This window comes from Kutzneria viridogrisea DSM 43870 (genome assembly GCF_000525635.1).
Taxonomy (GTDB): Bacteria; Actinomycetota; Actinomycetes; order Mycobacteriales; family Pseudonocardiaceae; genus Kutzneria; species Kutzneria viridogrisea.
Map to the genome: position 1 here is coordinate 906,847 of NZ_CP007155.1, position 16,961 is coordinate 923,807.

General features: G+C 70.9%; 15 protein-coding genes. 5 read left to right on the forward strand and 10 right to left on the reverse strand.

Annotated features, from left to right (window positions below; all coding sequences use genetic code 11):
* Positions 1 to 47 precede the first annotated feature (47 nt).
* Complete coding sequence (locus KALB_RS04355) at positions 48 to 833, forward strand: isoprenyl transferase (RefSeq protein WP_025354504.1); 786 nt, start codon at positions 48 to 50, stop codon at positions 831 to 833.
* Positions 834 to 892: 59 nt separating this feature from the next.
* Here KALB_RS04355 and KALB_RS04360 read toward each other — a convergent pair whose 3' ends face one another.
* Together KALB_RS04360 and KALB_RS04365 are read right to left on the reverse strand one after the other, a co-directional pair.
* Complete coding sequence (locus tag KALB_RS04360; RefSeq protein ID WP_025354505.1) at positions 893 to 1,186, reverse strand: hypothetical protein; 294 nt, start codon at positions 1,184 to 1,186, stop codon at positions 893 to 895.
* Between the two features lie 182 nt (positions 1,187 to 1,368).
* Complete coding sequence (locus tag KALB_RS04365; protein ID WP_025354506.1) at positions 1,369 to 1,704, reverse strand: hypothetical protein; 336 nt, start codon at positions 1,702 to 1,704, stop codon at positions 1,369 to 1,371.
* Between the two features lie 238 nt (positions 1,705 to 1,942).
* Here KALB_RS04365 and KALB_RS04370 point away from each other — a divergent pair, with 238 nt between their 5' ends.
* Both KALB_RS04370 and KALB_RS04375 read left to right on the forward strand, forming a co-directional pair.
* The gene (locus KALB_RS04370) at positions 1,943 to 3,142 is read left to right on the forward strand and encodes a DUF885 domain-containing protein (RefSeq protein ID WP_025354507.1); all 1,200 of its coding nucleotides are present in this window, start codon (positions 1,943 to 1,945) and stop codon (positions 3,140 to 3,142) included.
* A gap of 484 nt (positions 3,143 to 3,626) precedes the next feature.
* Complete coding sequence (locus tag KALB_RS04375; RefSeq protein ID WP_025354508.1) at positions 3,627 to 4,916, forward strand: RNA 5'-3' helicase PhoH2; 1,290 nt, start codon at positions 3,627 to 3,629, stop codon at positions 4,914 to 4,916.
* Positions 4,917 to 5,214: 298 nt separating this feature from the next.
* On the opposite strand, the gene KALB_RS04380 is transcribed toward KALB_RS04375, so the two are convergent.
* From KALB_RS04380 to pdxR, 5 genes are all read right to left on the reverse strand, one after another.
* Entirely contained in the window at positions 5,215 to 5,982 is a 768-nt protein-coding gene (locus KALB_RS04380) for an ABC transporter permease (RefSeq protein ID WP_025354509.1), read from the reverse strand.
* Positions 5,979 to 6,959, reverse strand: coding sequence for an ABC transporter ATP-binding protein (locus KALB_RS04385; protein WP_025354510.1), 981 nt, complete (start codon positions 6,957 to 6,959; stop codon positions 5,979 to 5,981). The genes KALB_RS04380 and KALB_RS04385 overlap by 4 nt, the downstream gene beginning before the upstream one ends.
* 64 nt (positions 6,960 to 7,023) lie before the next feature.
* The gene (locus KALB_RS04390) at positions 7,024 to 8,466 is read right to left on the reverse strand and encodes a GuaB1 family IMP dehydrogenase-related protein (RefSeq protein WP_025354511.1); all 1,443 of its coding nucleotides are present in this window, start codon (positions 8,464 to 8,466) and stop codon (positions 7,024 to 7,026) included.
* A gap of 27 nt (positions 8,467 to 8,493) precedes the next feature.
* Positions 8,494 to 10,035 carry an ATP-dependent DNA ligase gene (locus KALB_RS04395; RefSeq protein WP_025354512.1) on the reverse strand — a complete coding sequence of 514 codons (1,542 nt, stop codon included), beginning with the start codon at positions 10,033 to 10,035 and terminating at the stop codon, positions 8,494 to 8,496.
* A gap of 126 nt (positions 10,036 to 10,161) precedes the next feature.
* Positions 10,162 to 11,562, reverse strand: a complete 1,401-nt coding sequence (gene pdxR, locus KALB_RS04400; protein ID WP_025354513.1) for a MocR-like pyridoxine biosynthesis transcription factor PdxR — start codon at positions 11,560 to 11,562, stop codon at positions 10,162 to 10,164.
* Positions 11,563 to 11,608: 46 nt separating this feature from the next.
* Between pdxR and KALB_RS04405 the strand changes: the two genes are divergently transcribed.
* A complete protein-coding gene (locus tag KALB_RS04405) occupies positions 11,609 to 12,541 on the forward strand; it encodes a DMT family transporter (RefSeq protein WP_051912869.1) in 933 nt (310 codons plus the stop codon).
* Here the strand turns inward: KALB_RS04405 and KALB_RS04410 are convergent.
* On the reverse strand, positions 12,480 to 13,877 hold the full coding sequence (locus tag KALB_RS04410; RefSeq protein ID WP_025354515.1) for a class II fumarate hydratase: 1,398 nt from the start codon (positions 13,875 to 13,877) through the stop codon (positions 12,480 to 12,482). The genes KALB_RS04405 and KALB_RS04410 overlap by 62 nt on opposite strands.
* A 110-nt stretch (positions 13,878 to 13,987) precedes the next feature.
* Here KALB_RS04410 and KALB_RS04415 point away from each other — a divergent pair, with 110 nt between their 5' ends.
* The gene (locus KALB_RS04415) at positions 13,988 to 14,971 is read left to right on the forward strand and encodes an NAD(P)/FAD-dependent oxidoreductase (protein WP_025354516.1); all 984 of its coding nucleotides are present in this window, start codon (positions 13,988 to 13,990) and stop codon (positions 14,969 to 14,971) included.
* Positions 14,972 to 15,011: 40 nt separating this feature from the next.
* Here KALB_RS04415 and KALB_RS04420 read toward each other — a convergent pair whose 3' ends face one another.
* Both KALB_RS04420 and glpX read right to left on the reverse strand, forming a co-directional pair.
* A complete protein-coding gene (locus KALB_RS04420; RefSeq protein WP_030107811.1) occupies positions 15,012 to 15,623 on the reverse strand; it encodes a L,D-transpeptidase in 612 nt (203 codons plus the stop codon).
* Positions 15,624 to 15,735: 112 nt separating this feature from the next.
* Positions 15,736 to 16,797: a class II fructose-bisphosphatase gene (glpX, locus tag KALB_RS04425; protein ID WP_025354518.1), complete on the reverse strand. Its 1,062-nt coding sequence runs from the start codon at positions 16,795 to 16,797 to the stop codon at positions 15,736 to 15,738.
* Positions 16,798 to 16,961: the final 164 nt, after the last annotated feature.

The following is a 16,961-nucleotide window of genomic DNA, read 5'->3' on the forward strand; positions in this document are numbered from 1 at the left end:
ACGGGCTCATTCGGTGCGTTGCGCCACTCGGCGTACCCTGCAGTTCCGTGGGTCTTCGCAAGCGCGTGAGCAAGATTGTCTACGGCCTCTACGAGATGCGACTCAACCAGCAGATCGCACGGGAGACCCGACGGCCCCGGCACGTGGGCGTCGTGCTGGACGGAAACCGCCGCTGGGCCAAGGAAGCGGGGTTCGACGACGTCAGCCACGGGCACCGGGCCGGTGCCCAGCGCATCGCCGACCTGCTGGCCTGGTGCCAGGAGGCGGAGGTCGAGGTCGTCACCCTGTGGCTGCTGGCCACCGACAACCTCAAGCAGCGCTCCAGCGAGGAGCTGGAGTCCCTGCTGGAGATCATTTCCGATGTGGTCGACGAGTTGGCCGAGCCGCAGAACCCCTGGCGGCTGCGCATCGTGGGCGCCCTGGACCTGCTGCCCCGCGAGATGGCCACGAGGCTGACCGCCGCGGGCCAGCGCACGGCCAACCGCACGGGCATGGAGGTCAACGTGGCGGTGGGCTACGGCGGCCGCCAGGAGATCGCCGACGCCGTGCGCAAGTTGCTGTTGCAGCACGCCGAGGCGGGTACCTCGATCGAGGAACTGGCCGAGGTGCTGGACGTGGACCACATCGCCGAGCACCTCTACACCTCCGGGCAGCCCGACCCGGACCTGCTGATCAGGACCTCCGGTGAGCAGCGGCTGTCCGGGTTCCTGCTCTGGCAGTCGGCGCACTCGGAGTTCTGGTTCTGCGAGGCGTACTGGCCCGCGTTCCGCAGGGTGGACTTCCTGCGCGCGCTACGCGACTACGCCTGGCGGCACCGCCGCTTCGGGGGCTGAACACGCCGAAGGCGCCGCGGCCTGTGGCCCCGGCGCCTTCGAGTCGGCTGTGGCTGGGCTCAGCCGCCGTGGTGGTCACCGCTGGTGGAGGCGGCGACGCCGTCCACGCAGTCCTTCACGAAGGTCGGGTTCAGCGCGTTCACGGCGACGGCCACCGGCCCACCGGCGATGGTGTTGTTGGTCAGGCACACCGGGATGTCCACGTTCTCGGCCACGTGGTCGTCGTTGACCAGGTGCAGGTCGTGCAGGTTGCCCAGGCCGGTCTGGTCCGGGTGGTGCGAGGCGAACGCGGGGGCGCCCACCAGTGCGATGCCAGCGACGGTGGCGGCGACGACAGCAGCCTTCTTCAGCACGTCCGATCACTCCTTCTCGGGGATTTCCTGCGACCGCAACCTACTCGTTATTGGCTGAGGGCCGCACTCGCGCAACACCATTGTGTGATCATCGTGCGGGTGATTCCTGAATCCCGCCGAAAACGCCAGAAAGCACCGGGTCGCGCAAAGGCGTCCCGGTGCTTTCTGGTCAAGCCGGAGGCTCAGCCGCCGTGGTGGTCACCGCTGTGCGAGATCGCAGCACCGTCGACGCAGTCCTTCACGAAGGTCGGGTTGAGGGCGTTCACCGCGACCGCTACCAGACCGCCGGCGATCGTGTTGTTGGTGGCGCAGATCGGCACGTTCACGTTCTCCAGGACGTGGACGTCGTTGAGAGCGTGCACGTCGTCCACGTTGACCAGGCCCACCTGGTGCGGGGCGCCGTGGTGGTGGTGACCCATCCAGTCATCGCCAGCCGGCGTGCCGGCGAACGCGGGTGCGCTGAGGACCATGAGACCTGCCGCCGCAGTGGCGGCGACAACGCCAGCCTTCTTCAGCACTTCCAACACTCTCCTTCATACCGGGGGATATCTGTGGAACTCCGAAGCTCGGGGCCCTACGACCGGGAAACCTACTCGTATACGCCTTCGATCGCCCACGGTGCTAACACCATTGTGTGAACAGTTCACTGTGGACTGTCGCACGTTCTGGTGTACTTGCCGAGACGCGTTAATTCCCCCGGGCGAGGTCGGGTTGGTGGTGGTAAAGCGCTTGCGGGGCGCCTAGGCTGCCCATCTCGTGGACGCGGATCGGCTGGTGCTGGAGTACCTGCTCCTGGGGTTGCGGCTGGGCAGGCTGCGCTCCGGCCTGGTCGATGCCTACACCGGCCCCGCCCGGCACCAGCGTCAGGTCGAGGCTGAGCCGGTGCCCGATCCGGCGGACCTCGCCCGTGCCGCTGAGGACCTACGCAAGGCGCTGGCCGACACCGAGCTGCCCGCCGAGCGCAGGACCTTCCTGGACGCCCAGCTGGTGGCCCTCGCCTGCAACTGCCGGGTGCTGTCCGGCGAGCCGATCGGGTTCGTCGCCCAGGTGGAGAGCTACTCGCAGACCACGATCGGGTTGGGCGAGCACGAGGCGTACCGGCAGGCCCACGACGAACTGCGCGCGCTGCTGCCGGGCTGGGGGACACTGCGCCGCAGGGTGAACGCGCACCGCACGCACGAGCAGGTGCCGCTCAGGAGCCTGGAGCCCGCCGTGCACGCGTTGTCGGCGGCCCTTCGCGCGCGCGTGCACGAGCAGTACGGGCTGCCCGCCGGGGAGTCGGTCGAGTACGAGGTCGTCTCGAACCGTCCGTGGAGCGGGTTCAACTCCTACCTGGGGGAGTTCCGCTCGCAGATCGCGGTGAACGCCGACCTCGGGCACCGGCTGTCCAGCCTGCCGCAGCTGGTGGCGCACGAGGCGTACCCGGGACACCACACCGAGCACTGCGTGCAGGAGGCCGGGCTGGTCCGCGCCGGCGGTCGGCTGGAACACACGATCTCCCTGCTGAACACCCCGCGCTGCCTCGTCTCGGAGGGCCTGGCCGAGCTGGGGCTCTACGGGGCGGTCGGGCCGAGCTGGGGTGGGTGGGTCGCCGAGGTGCTCGCCGAGGTCGGCCTGACCTTGGACGGGCCGTTGGCGGAGGCGGTCGAGCGGGCCAGCGCGCCACTGGACGTGGTGCGACAGGACGCCGCACTGTTGCTGCACGATCGAGGTGCCGACCCGGAGGACGTGCTGGACCACCTCAAGCGATGGCTGCTGCTGTCCGACTACCGGGCCAACCAGGTGCTCCGATTCGTCGCCGACCCGCTGTGGCGTGCGCACATCACCACTTACGTCGAGGGGCGGCGGCTGCTGCGCTCCTGGCTGGACGCGCGGCCCGCGGGGGAGCCGGTGGCGGTCCGCTTCGCCCGGCTGCTCCGCGACTCGCTCGTGCCCGCCTCGATTCGTGTTACATAGCCGACTACTTTGTGTAGTCAAATCCTGGGTGTGTTGTGGCCGCCCCGTCCTGGAGATGATCAGCATTTGCCCTGATCAGTGAGGGTGTAGCGGTCCGTGGTCGAACCGCCGCCGGTCTTGACGGTCCGTGGCCACTCGGTGACGACTATGTGAATCACCTGTGTGGCAGCCTGCATCGCGGGCGGTTGCGCGGGTAACTTGCGAAGTGTCGGGTCGTGTCCAATGCGATCCGACCCGGGAGGCCCTGGTCGTGTCGGTGACGAGCGCGAGGGGGCCGGCACCCGGCCCCTTTGGGACGTGGGCCTGACGCCGCAGGCGGCGTGAGGCGAGCGGACCAACCGGGTGGTGTGCCTGGCCCATCGAGGGAAGCGGGCGCGGGTGCCGCGTTCGCGAGGGAGTTGCCGTGACTGCACGACGTCCCGCCAGCCGTTCCTCAGGCCCTGCTCGGGCCAAGCGTCGCTCCACCCCCACCACATGTACCTATGTGCTGGATACCTCGGTGCTGCTCTCCGACCCCTGGGCGGTCAGCAGGTTCGCCGAGCACTCGGTGGTGCTGCCGCTCGTCGTCATCAGCGAATTGGAGGGCAAGCGTCATCACCCCGAACTGGGTTGGTTCGCCAGGGAATCCCTCCGCCTGCTCGACGAGCTGCGGTTGCGGCACGGCAGGCTGGACTCACCGATCCCGATCGGTGAGGACGGCGGCACCCTGCACGTAGAGCTCAACCACACCGACCCCGAGGTGCTGCCTGCCGGGTTCCGCACCGACTCCAACGACGCCCGGATCCTCGCGTGCGCGCTCAACCTCGCCGCCGAGGGACGGTCGGTCACGCTGGTGACCAAGGACATGCCGCTGCGGGTCAAGGCCGCCGCCTGCGGTCTGGCCGCCGACGAGTACCGGGCCCAGGACGTCACGCCCTCGGGCTGGACCGGGATGACCGATGTCGAGGTCGAACCCGCGGTGATCGACGAGTTGTACCGCAACTCCGTCGTGGAACCCGCACTGTTCGACCTGGCCGATGTCGCGGAGATGCCCTGTCACACCGGGTTGCGGCTGCTCTCGGGCACGGCGAGCGCGCTGGGGCGGGTCACCGCGGACAAGCAGATCCGGCTGGTGCGCGGGGATCGCGAGGCGTTCGGCCTGCACGGCCGCTCCGCCGAGCAGCGCATCGCGCTGGACCTGCTGCTGGACTCCGAGGTCGGCATCGTCTCGCTGGGCGGCCGGGCGGGCACCGGCAAGTCGGCGCTGGCGCTGTGCGCCGGGCTGGAGGCGGTGATGGAACGCCGCCAGCACCGCAAGGTCGTGGTGTTCCGGCCGGTCTACGCCGTCGGCGGGCAGGAACTGGGCTACCTGCCCGGTTCCGAGAGCGAGAAGATGCAGCCCTGGGCGCAGGCGGTGTTCGACACCCTCGGCGGCCTGGTGAGCCAGGACGTGCTGGACGAGGTGCAGGACCGCGGCATGCTCGAAGTGCTGCCCCTGACCCACATCCGGGGACGTTCGCTGCACGACTCGTTCGTCATCGTGGACGAGGCGCAGTCACTGGAGCGCAACGTGCTGCTGACCGTGTTGTCCCGGCTCGGTTCCGGCTCGCGGGTCGTGCTGACCCACGACGTCGCCCAGCGGGACAACCTCCGCGTCGGCAGGCACGATGGCGTGGCGGCGGTGATCGAGAAGCTCAAGGGTCACCCGCTGTTCGCGCACATCACGCTGACCCGCTCGGAGCGCTCGCCGATCGCGGCGCTGGTCACCGAGATGTTGGAGGACTACGCCAGCTGAGCACACCGGCCGTGGGCTGTCCGCGAATTTCCCCGCGGGCGGCCCACGGCTGCTCCTGGGCTGCTGGCGTTTCCAGTGAGCGCTGTGCGCCGTCGGCCAGGACTGGTTTCCCGGGCTGTGCAAGGAGCTCCCCGAGGCCAACGGCGGCGAGACCGCTGCTGGCGACGCGCGGTCGGCCCTTGCCGAACTGGCGGATTCCGCCGCGTGCCAACGGATCGGTCCCCGTGCCGAGCTGTACTCGGGCGATGTGTTCCAGGCCTCCGCCGATATCGGCAATCCCGTGTGCCGGAGCTGAGGTTCAGTCCAGCGCGCGGCGCATGAAGCCGCGGATGCCGAGCAGGCCGAAGGCCACGATGGCCAGGACCATGACCGGGAGCGTCACCCACAACTCCATGTGTGGAACCTCGGGCAGTAGCGCAGCGCGCATGCTCTCGCTGACGTAGGTGAGCGGGTTCAGCGCGCAGATCACCTGGAACCAGCGCAGGTGGTCCAGTTGGGGCCACGGGAACTGCGTGGCGCCGGTGAACATCAGCGGGGTGAGGATCACCGCGAACATGATGTTGATCCGGCGCTGCGGCACGGAGGTGCCGACCACCATGCCCACGGCCGCGCCCGCGAGCGAGCCGAGCACCAGCACGAGCACCACCAGCGGCAGACTGGACAGCGGCCAGTTCACGTCGAGCACCACGAAGCCGATGGGCACCATCAGCAGCGCCGAGACCACGCCCCGCAGCGCGCCGAACACCATCTTCTCCACCGCGACCAGGCTGATCGGCATCGGCGCGAGCAGCCGGTCCTCGATCTCGCGGGTCCAGGAGAAGTCCAGCACCAGCGGCAGGGTCGTGTTCTGCAACCCGCCGAGGAATCCGGTCAGCGCGACCACACCGGGCAGCAGCACCTGGGCGAAGTTGCCCTGCACGTAGCCGATGTCGCCGAGCACCTTGCCGAAGATGAACAGGGTGAAGAAGGGCTGGATCACCACCTGCGCCAGGAAACTGGGCAGCTCCCTGCCAGTGACGAAGATGTCCCGCCCCAGCACGGCGGTGAACGTGCGCAGCGAGGTCATCGCAGCTCCCTGCCGGTCAGGTGGATGAACACGTCCTCGAGGCTCGGCTTGCCGATGGCCAGGTCGGTGACCTCGCACCCCAGGTCGGCGACCGCGTTCAGCGCCGAGGGCAGCACCACAGCGGGCTCGATGTCGGTGTAGACCCGGAACTGGCCGCCCGGCGCGGAACCGTTGGCGGCTGCGGAGATCTGCTCCACGCGCTGCACCTTGTCCAAGGCGGACAGCCGGTCCGCGACGGCCTGCTGCCCGGTGGCGCCCAGTTGGACGGTGAGGGTGACCGTGGTGCTGCCGGGCAGCGACTTGGTGAGCTCGCTCGGCGTGTCCAGCGCCAGCAGCTTGCCGTGGTCCACGATGCCGACCCGGTCGCACAACTTCGTGGCCTCGTCCATGTCGTGCGTGGTGAGCACGACGGTGACCCCGTCCTCGCGCAGTTGGGCAACCCGGTCGTGCACGAACAGCCGCGCCTGCGGGTCCAGGCCGGTGGACGGCTCGTCCAGGAACATCACCTTGGGGTGGTGCATCAGCGCGCGGGCGATCATCACCCGCTGCGCCTGGCCGCCGGAGAGCTTGTCGATCGCCGCGTCCCGGTGGTCGGCCAGCCCCATCCGCTCGATGATCTCGTCAGCGCGACGGTTGCGCTCGGCCCTGGCCACCCCGTGGTAGGCGGCGTGCCAGAGCAGGTTCTGCCGCACCGTCAGCGAGCGGTCCAGGTTGTTGCGCTGCGGCACCACGGCGAGCAGTTGCCTGGCCCGCCGGGAGTCGGCCACCACGTCCACGCCGTGCACCAGTGCCCGGCCCGAGGTAGGGAGCACCCGGGTGGTCAGCACGCCCACGGTGGTGGTCTTGCCCGCACCGTTGGGGCCCAGCAGGCCGAACACCTCACCGGCGTGGACGGTGAAGCCCAGGCCGTCCACGGCCGGTTTCGGGTTGCGCGGATAGACCTTGACCAGGTCCTCCACGACGACGGTGTCAGTCACGGGTCAACGATACGAGCGGTGATTAATGGGGGCAACCCATGTCTTGGCTGCCTCGTCGATCTGCTCACCACCCGCCCGGCAGCGGGCGGCCCTCGGCGAACCCGGCTGCGGACTGCATGCCCAGCACCACCTGCTCATGGAACTCGGTGAGGTCGTGCGCCCCGGCATAGGTACAGGCCGAGCGCACCCCCGAGCAGATCGAGTCGATCAGGTCCTCCACCCCGGGACGTGTCGGGTCCAGACGCATCCGCGAGGTCGAGATGCCCTCCTCGAACAGGCCCTTGCGCGCCCGGTCGAAGGCGTTGTCCGACCGGGTGCGCGCGGTGACCGCCCGCTTGGAGGCCATGCCGAAGGACTCCTTGTACGCCCGGCCCGCCTCGTCGCGCAACAGGTCGCCGGGGGACTCGTAGGTGCCGGCGAACCACGAGCCCACCATCACGCTGGACGCGCCCGCGGCCAGCGCGAGTGCCACGTCGCGCGGGTGCCGCACGCCGCCGTCCGCCCAGACGTGCTTGCCCAGCGCCCTGGCCTGCGCCGCGCACTCGGCCACCGCCGAGAACTGCGGCCTGCCGACCCCGGTCATCATGCGCGTGGTGCACATGGCGCCGGGGCCGACGCCGACCTTGATCACGTCCGCGCCCGCCTCGACCAGGTCGCGTACCCCGGCCGCGGTCACCACGTTGCCCGCGGCCACCGGCACCGAGCCCAGGTCGAGCTTGCTCACCGCCCGCAGCGCGGTGAGCATCTTCTCCTGGTGCCCGTGCGCGGTGTCCACCACGAGCACGTCCACCCCGGCGTCGACCAGTTCGGCGGCCCGTGCGGCCACGTCCCCGTTGACCCCGGTAGCGGCGGCCACCCGCAGCCTGCCGTTCGCGTCCAGGGCCGGGGCGTAGATCTCGGCCCGCAGCGCCGCGACCTCCGTGAGCACCCCGACCAGCCTGCCCTCGGTGTCCACGCCCAGCGCGATGCGCGCGGTACGCCCGTGCAGCCGGTCGAACACCTCGCGCGGGGCGGTGTCCAGCGGCACCGTCACCACGTCCGGGTTGGCGACCTCGCCGACGCGGGTGAACCTGTCCACCCCGGCACAGGCGGCCTCGTCCACCACGCCCAGCGGCCTGTTGTCCGCGTCGACCACCACGACCGCACCGTGTGCCCGCTTGGGCAGCAGGTTGATCGCGTCGGCCACCGCGTCACCGGCACGCAGCACCAGCGGCGTGTCCCAGACCGGGTGGCGGTCCTTCACCCAGGCCGTGATCTCCGCGACGGCGTCGGGGGCCACGTCCTGCGGCAGCACGACCAGCCCACCCCGCCTGGCCACCGTCTCGGCCATCCGGCGACCGGCGACCGCGGTCATGTTGGCCACCACGATCGGGATCGTCGCGCCGGTGCCGTCGGCGGTGGACAGGTCGACGTCGAACCGCGACTCCACGGTCGATCGCCCGGGCACGACGAACACGTCGTCGTAGGTCAGGTCGTAGCGGGGTTCATGCCCGTCGAGGAAGCGCACGACATCCGAGGCTACGTGCTCGTGGCCTCAGCCGGGCAGCAACGCCCTGACCTGGTCGATGGTGTCGGCCTCGGGCACCTCCTTGTCCGGCCGGTACCGCAGGACCCGCGCGAACCGCAGCGCCACACCACCCGGGTAGCGCGGGCTGACCTGCACCCCGTCCAACTCGATCTCCACCACCAGTTCCGGCCGCACGTGCACGACGCCGAAGCTCGACCCTGCAAGCGGTTCTTCGGCCAAGTCGCTCCGCTCCGTCGCTATCGCCGACAGAGCCTCGGTCTGCCAGCGCAGCAACTCGTCGGTGAGCCCCTTGAAGGTCTTGCCCACCATCACCGGCGGACCGCCGTCCGGGTCCCTCGCGCCCAGGTGCAGGTTGGACAGCAGGCCCTTGCGGCGACCGTGCCCCCACTCGGCGGCCAGCACCACCAGGTCGAGCGTGTGCACGGGTTTGACCTTCTGCCAGGACCGTCCCCTGCGACCCGCCGCGTAGGGCGAATCCAGTGCCTTGACCATCACCCCCTCGTGTCCGGCGGCCGCGGCCGCCTCCTGCACCCGCAGGGCCTGCTCGGCGCTCGGTTCGACCGCACCCGGGATGCGGAAGGCCCCGGCCACCGAGTCCAGCGCCGACAGCCGCTCGCGCAGCGGCAGGTCGAGCAGGTCCCGGCCGTCGAGGTGCAGGCAGTCGAAGTAGTAGGGGTGCAACAGCAACTCCCTGGAGCTGCTGGCACCGAAGCGGCTCATCGTCTCCTGGAAGGGGCGCGGGCGACCGTCCTCGGTCAGCGCCAGCGTCTCGCCGTCCAGCACAACCGACTCGCACGGCAGTCCTCGGACGTGCTCGACCAGTTCCGGCACGCTCGCGGTGATCTCCCGCAGTGTCCTGGTGTAGACGAGGACCTCGTCGCCCTGCTTGTGCACCTGGATGCGGGCACCGTCCAACTTGTACTCCACCGAGACCTGGCCCAGTTCGGCCAGCGCCCCGTCCAGGGACTCCGCGGGGGAGGCCAGCATCGGCCGCACCGGGCGACCAACCTCCAGCCCGAAATCGGCCAGTGCGGTCACGCCGCCGGTTCGTGCGGCGACCGCGGTGGTGTGCAGCCGGCCGGAGAGCATGAAGGCCCTGCGCACCGAATCCGCCGGTACCTCGAACGCGGCAGCGACGGCGTCGGTCATCACGCCTTCCAGCGCGCCCTGCCGCAACTCCCCGGTCAGCAGCCTGCGCAGGAAGTCCTGCTCCTCGGCGGTGGCACGGCTCAGCAGACCGGTCAGCAACTCGGTCCTGCGCTGCGTGGATCCCTTGCCATTGGTGGCCGCGAGCGTGGTCAGCGACTGGTCGACCTCGCTCAGGGTGAGCGAAGCCCGGTCGGCCGGGTCGACCTGGATGCGGAACAGGGTGCGCCAGCCCGCACCCAGCTTGCCCTGGCGAGGCAGCCCCACCAGGAACGCGGTCGCGGGCTCCACCTCGGCCTCGGGCAGCTGCGCGAGCAACTCAGCGAGGGCGGCCACCTTCGCCAGCCGGGACCTGGTTGAGGCCACGGCCGCTGAGGTGGTGACGACGTCGGCGAAGAGCATGTGTCCATGGTGGACCCGGGCACCGACAATTTCTGGTTCAGCACCTCTGACCTGCGATTACGTCAACTTGTCGGTGGTCGGTCGCACACTGGGCCCCACGCGGTGGACCGAGTGGGAGGAGGTGGTTCATGACCAGACGGCGGCCATGAGCTCGACCGCGGATCGCAGCCGATCAGGAGTCAGCCAGGCGTAGCCGACCACGAGCCCGGGAAAGGGTGGGGCCGCGCCGTCCGGCACGTAGTTGGACAGTGCGAGGGCGTTCACCCCGTTCGCCGCCAAAGACCGTTGCAGCGCCAGGTCGTCGGCACCGTCCGGCAGCCTCAGCACCAGGTGCAGCCCCGCCGCCACACCGACGGGACGCCAGCCGGGCAGGTGCTCGCCGACGGCGGTGAGCAGGGCGTCCCGCCTGCGCCGGTACAGGCTCCTGGTCCGTCGCAGGTGGCGCTCATACCCACCGGTCCGCAGCAGGTGGGTGAGCGCGGCCTGGGGCAGTGGCCCGCAGCCCAGGTCGTTGTAGTGCTTGGCCGTCACCACGGCCTCGCGCAGCGACGGCGGGGCGATCAGCCAGCCGATGCGCAGGGCGGGGGCGAGCACCTTGCTCACGCTGCCGAGGTAGGCGGTGCGGGTCGGGTCCAGCGCTTGCACCGCACCCATGGCGTGCCGGTCGTAGCGGTGCTCGGCGTCGTAGTCGTCCTCGATCACCAGCCCGTCGTGGTCACGGGCCCAGGCCAGCAGGGCGCGCCTGCGCTCCTGGTGCAGCACCACGCCCAGCGGGAACTGGTGGGCGGCGGTGACCAGCACCGCCCGCGCGCCGCTGGCGGCCAGCTCGTCCACGCGGAGGCCGTGGTCGTCGACGGTGATCGGCACCGGGGTGAGGCCGTGTGCTCGGAACAGGTCGGCCTGACCGCGGTGGCTGGGGTTCTCCACCGCGATGGTCCGGTGGCCGGTGCCCCGCAGCACACGCGCCAGCAGCCCGAGCCCCTCCGCGACGCCGTGGGTGATCACCACGTCCTGCGGTATGGCGAGCACGGCCCGGACTCGTCCCAGGTAGCCCGCGAGCTCCGCACGCAGGTCCGGCAGGCCCGCGTAGTCGGGGTAGCCCAGCGCCTCGTCGGGGAGCGCGGCGAGACCCGCGCGGGTGGCGGCTAGCCACTCGGCCCTGGGGAAGGCGCCGAGTGCGGGCAGCCCGGGACGCAGGTCCAACCGCCAGCGTTCGGGCTGGTCCGGCGGGGCTGGCGCGGACATGGCCGTACAGACCGTGCTGGCGACCACCGTGCCCGAGCCGTGCCTGGCGACCAGGTAGCCCTCGGCGACGAGCTGGCCGTAGGCGGCGGTGACGGTGCCCCGGGCCAGTCCGAGCTGGCTGGCCAGGTCCCGGCTGGAGGGCAACCTGCTGCCGGGGTGCAGCCGCCCGGTCCGGATCGCCTCGCGCAGGGCGAGCTCCAGGCTGCGGCCCCGGTTGCAGAGCTGGCCGCCGACACCGGGTGGGAGCAGCAGCTCGCGAAAAGTGGTCCAAGACTCAGCCATGGAAGTGGAGCATATTGCTGGTCCACTTCCGAGGCAGACTGCGTCCGTGAGCGCACAGAACACCTACCGGGCCGTGGCCAGCGGTGCCACCGGCATCCTCATCGTCGGCGCCTCGTTCCCCGTCACGGCACTGCTGGGCGGCTACCCGGTGCTTGCCGGGCAGGCGATCCGCTACGCGGTGGGCGGACTGGTGCTGCTGGGTGTGCTGCTCGCGCGCGGTCGGCGCCTGCCCAAGCCGGGGCTGCGCGATCTCGCGGGCATGGCCGGCATGGTGATCGCGGGCATGTTGGGGTTCAACGCCGCGATCCTGGCCGCCGAGCAGTACGCCACGCCGGGCTTCGTGTCGGCGGTGGTCGGGGTCTCACCCCTGGTGCTGGCCGTCGCCGTGCCGCTGCTCGGCGGGCGGCGCCCCGCCGTGGCCGCCCTGCTGGGCGCGGCGCTGGTGGTGCTCGGCGTCGCCGTGCTGACCGGCGGCGGGTCCTGGCACGGGCCTGGGCTGGTGCTGGCCCTGCTGTGCATGGTCGGCGAGGTGCTGTTCACCCTGTGCGCGGTCGGCACGGTCAACCGGCTCGGCGCGCTGGAGGTGTCCACCTGGGCCTGCCTGATCGCGGCGGTCGGCGGCGCGGTGGTGGCCACGGCCGTGGACGGAGCCGCTGCCTGGCGGCTGCCGACCCAGGGCGAGGCCGTGGCGCTCGGCGTGCTGTCGGTGCTCGTCACCGCGGTGGCGTTCACCTGCTGGTACACCTGCGTGGCCGCGATCGGCGCCGACCGGGCCGGGGTGCTCATCGGCCTGATGCCGGTGTCCGGGCTGGTGGTGTCGGTGCTGCTCGGACTCCAGCCGATGAGCCTGGCCGGGGTGGTCGGCGCCCTCGCGGTCGCCGGTGGCTGCGTGCTGGGCCTGCGCCGCAGGCGTGAGCTCAGCGGCCGCCGCGTGCCATCCGAAGCACGTCCAGCGCCTCGTCCAGCTGTTCGAGGGTGATCCGCCCCTGGTCCACGTGCCCGCGGGCGAGCACGACCTCGCGGATAGTCCTGCGCTCCTTGAGCGACTGCTTGGCGATGGCCGCCGCCTCCTCGTAGCCGAGGTAGCGGTTGAGCGGGGTCACCACCGAGGGTGAGGACTCGGCGTACTCGCGCATGCGCTCCACATCGGGTTCGGCCCCGGCGATCACCTTGTCGGCGAGCAGCCGCGCCACGGCGGCCAGCAGCCTGGCGGACTCCAGCACGTTGCGGGCGATGACCGGCAGCATCACGTTGAGCTCGAAGTTGCCCTGCGTGCCCGCGAAGGCCACGGCCGCGTCGTTGCCGATCACCTGGGCGACCACCATCATCGTCGCCTCGGAGATCACCGGGTTGACCTTGCCCGGCATGATCGAGGACCCGGGTTGCAGGTCGGGCAGGGCCAGCTCGGCGAGGCCGGTGCGCGGGCCGGAGCCCAGCCAGCGCAGGTCGTTTGCGATCTTGAACAGGGAGACCGCCACGGTGCGCAGCTGGCCGGAGGCCTCGACCACGCCGTCCCGGCTGGCCTGGGCCTCGATGTGGTCGCGCGCCTCGGTCACCGGCAGGCCGGTCAGCTCCGCCAGCTCCGAGGACACGGCGGCGCCGAAGCCCTCGGGGGCGTTCAGGCCGGTGCCCACCGCCGTGCCGCCGATGGGCAGCTCGCCCAGTCGCGGCAGGCTGGACCGCAGTCGCTCCACGCCGTAGCGGACCTGCGAGGCCCAGCCGCCCGCCTCCTGGCCCAGCGTGATCGGCACGGCGTCCATCAGGTGCGTACGCCCGGACTTGACCACGTCGCGCCACTGCTCGGCGCGGGTCTCCAGCACCGTGGCCAGGTGCTCCAGCGCCGGCACCACGTCGGCGACGATCGCCTCGGTCGCGGCGAGGTGGATCGTGGTCGGGAACGTGTCGTTGGAGGACTGCGAGGCGTTCACGTGGTCGTTCGGGTGCACCTCGCGCCCGAGCTTGCGGGTGGCCAGCGTGGCGATCACCTCGTTGGCGTTCATGTTCGAGGAGGTGCCGGACCCGGTCTGGAACACGTCGATCGGGAAGTGCTCGTCGTGCTGTCCGTCGGCGACCTCCTGCGCGGCCTCGACGATGGCGGCGACCAGATCCGGCTCCAGCACGCCCAGCCGCTCGTTGACCTTGGCGGCGGCGGCCTTGAGCAGTCCCAGCGCGCGGATCTGGGCGCGTTCCAGCCCGCGGCCGGAGATCGGGAAGTTCTCCACGGCCCGTTGGGTCTGTGCCCGCCACAGCGCGTCGGCGGGGACGCGCACCTCGCCCATGGTGTCGTGTTCGATTCGGTAGGACTGCTCAGCCATGTCCTGAGTCTGGCCCCCGCGCGCTCCCTGGGCAGCGTGGCGTGCAGCACCTAGAGTCGTGGAATAGGACTGAGCGCTGCCTCCCACCACAGGCGGAAAGCTGGGGATCCATGACTCCTGTCGAGGACGTCGAAGTTGATCTGCTCATCGTCGGCGCGGGCCCCACGGGCCTGTTCGCCGCCTACTACGCCGGGTTCCGCGAGCTGTCGGTCGCCCTGGTCGACGCGCTGCCCGAACCCGGCGGGCAGGTCACCGCGATGTACCCGGAGAAGATGATCTTCGATGTGGCCGGGTTCCCCGCCGTGCGCGGACGGGACCTGGTGGCCGCACTGGTCGAGCAGACCGACCAGTGGAAGCCCCGCTACCTGCTGGGCCGTCAGGCCAGAACGATCGAGCAGACCGCCGACGGGCTCGCCGTGGGCCTGGCCGACGGGCAGACCGTGCGCACCAAGGCGGTGCTGATCACCGCGGGCATGGGTGAGTTCCGGCCGAGGCCGCTGCCCGCGGGCGGGGACTGGGTCGGGCGCGGGGTGGTCTACTTCGTGCCCGCGCTGGACGCCCACCGGGACCAGGACGTGGTCGTGGTCGGCGGCGGGGACTCGGCCTTCGACTGGGCGCTGGCCCTGCACCCGATCGCCCGCAGCGTGACGCTGGTGCACCGCAGGGCGGCGTTCCGCGCCCACCAGGCAACGGTCACCAAGGTGCGCGAGCTCGGCGTGCCGATCATCACCGACGCGGAGGTCGCCGAGCTGCGCGGCGATCCGGAGCTGTCCGAGCTGGAGATCAAGCTCAAGTCGGGCGACCGCAAGGTGCTGCCCGCGCAGGCCGTGGTCGCCGCGCTGGGCTTCACCGCCGACCTGGGGCCGATCGAGTCCTGGGGCCTGGAACTGGACCACCGCGCGGTGCTGGTCGACTCGACCATGCGGACCGCGCGGCAGCGGATCTACGCCGCGGGCGACGTGGCGACCTATCCCGGCAAGGTGAAGCTGATCGCCACGGGGTTCGGCGAGGCGGCGACGGCGGTCAACAACCTGGCCGTCGAACTGGACCCGCAGGCGCACCTGTTCCCGGGGCATTCCAGCAACGCGGGCTGAGCACGAGAACAGGGCCCCGCACCGCGCGGGGCCCTGTCGCTCAGGCAACGACCTGGACCGGGTCCCCCTGGTCGAGGTTGGCGAAGAACTTGGCCGAGGCGGCCATGGTCAGGTGCACGCACCCGGCCGAGGGCACGCTCAGGCTGCCCTCGTGGAAGGCCACGCCGCCGGAGGTGAAGTAGACGGAGTTCTCCATCGGCGCGTTGTTGAATTCCTTGCTCTTGTCGTGCTGCACCTTCCACAGCACCTGGAACATGCCCACCGGGGTCGGCGCGCTCGCCTTGCCGGGCATCATCGGCACCGGCCCGTAGAGCACCTGGCCGTTGTAGATCAGCCACGCCTTGCCCTGCGACTTGCTCACGCAGGCGGCCACGGTCGCCTTGCACGGCGTGCCCGGCGCGTTGCCGACCGGCCTGGGCTTGGTGGTGGTCGTCGTGGGCGGCGGCGGTGGGGGTGTGGTCGTGGTGACCTTGGTGGTCGTCGTGGTCGTGGTCGGCGCGACCGTTGTGGTCGTGGTCGTCGGGGCAGTGCTGCTCGCCGTGGTGGTCGCGCTCGCGGGCGAGGCGTTGGACGCCAGGCTGACCTGGCTGGAACACGCGGTCAGCGTGGCGAGCGCGGCCACCGCCGCTAACACGATCTTGTTCACCCGCACCGGGAACACCCCTCAGGACTCACGACCTCTAACACCACCTACGACGTGGCAGGGTGGCACCGGGTTGTGTGGCGGGTTCCCGGTTCGGGTAACGGTTTGGCCTCCTCCGCGATCAGGGCAGCGGGGGCAGCGCGCCCTCGGCCTCCAACCGGTCGAAGTCCACAGAGGAGTACTTGCGCAGCTTGGTCAGCCGGTGGAAGCCGTCGATCACTCGGACGGTGCCCGACTTGGAGCGCATGACGATCGACTGCGTGGTGCAGCCGCCCGCGGTGTAGTGCACCCCGCGCACCAGGCCGCCGTCGGTGACCCCGGTGGCGCAGAAGAACACGTTGTCCCCGCGCACCAGGTCGTCGGTGGTCAGCACCCGGTCCAGGTCGTGACCGGCGTCGAGCGCCTTGGCCCGCTCGGCGTCGTCCTGCGGCCAGAGCCTGCCCTGGATCGCGCCGCCCATGCACTTCATGGCGCAGGCGGTGATGATGCCCTCGGGTGTGCCGCCGATGCCCAGCAGCAGGTCCACACCGGTGTCCGGGCGGGCCGCGGCGATCGCGCCCGCCACGTCCCCGTCGGCGATGAACTGGATCCGGGCGCCCGCCTCGCGGACCTCCTTGACCAGCTGCTCGTGCCGGGGCCGGTCCAGGATGCACACGGTGACGTCGCTGACGTCGAGCTGCTTGGCCTTGGCCACCCGGCGGATGTTCTCCGAGATCGGCGCGGTCAGGTCGATGACCTCGGCCGCCTCCGGCCCGGTGGCGATCTTCTCCATGTAGAACACGGCGGACGGGTCGTACATGGAGCCGCGCTCGGCGACCGCGAGCACGGCGACCGCGTTGGGCATGCCCTTGCTCATCAGGGTGGTGCCGTCCACGGGGTCCACGGCCACGTCGCACTCCGGGCCGTCCCCGTTGCCGACCTGCTCGCCGTTGTAGAGCATGGGCGCCTCGTCCTTCTCGCCCTCGCCGATCACGACGGTCCCGCGCATGGACACGGTGCCGATCAGTTTGCGCATGGCGTCCACGGCGGCACCGTCGCCACCGTTCTTGTCGCCGCGGCCGACCCAGCGCCCGGCCGCCATCGCGGCGGCCTCGGTCACCCTGACCAGTTCCATCGCGAGGTTGCGGTCAGGCGCTTCGGGGGTGCGCCGCGAGCTGCTGGTGGACGGTCCAGAGGTGGTCATTCGGCCTCCCTGGTCGACGCGGCCGGTCGCCGTTGACCGGACCTGCGGTGCACGTGGGGATTACCCCGGAATCCTCCCAGAACCCGCCGTTGTTCACCGACCGTGATCGATTCCGCGTGACACAACTAACGGTCCGTGACGCGGTGCTGCCGCCCGCGGACTGG

Bases quoted from the DNA above. Each gene is read 5' to 3' on its own strand.
- pdxR (WP_025354513.1), bottom strand. From the start codon at position 11,562: ATGGCTGAGTCTTGGACCACTTTTCGCGAGCTGCTGCTCCCACCCGGT.
- KALB_RS04410 (WP_025354515.1), bottom strand. From the start codon at position 13,877: ATGGCTGAGCAGTCCTACCGAATCGAACACGACACCATGGGCGAGGTG.
- KALB_RS04395 (WP_025354512.1), bottom strand. From the start codon at position 10,035: ATGCTCTTCGCCGACGTCGTCACCACCTCAGCGGCCGTGGCCTCAACC.
- KALB_RS04380 (WP_025354509.1), bottom strand. From the start codon at position 5,982: ATGACCTCGCTGCGCACGTTCACCGCCGTGCTGGGGCGGGACATCTTC.
- glpX (WP_025354518.1), bottom strand. From the start codon at position 16,797: ATGACCACCTCTGGACCGTCCACCAGCAGCTCGCGGCGCACCCCCGAA.
- KALB_RS04415 (WP_025354516.1), top strand. From the start codon at position 13,988: ATGACTCCTGTCGAGGACGTCGAAGTTGATCTGCTCATCGTCGGCGCG.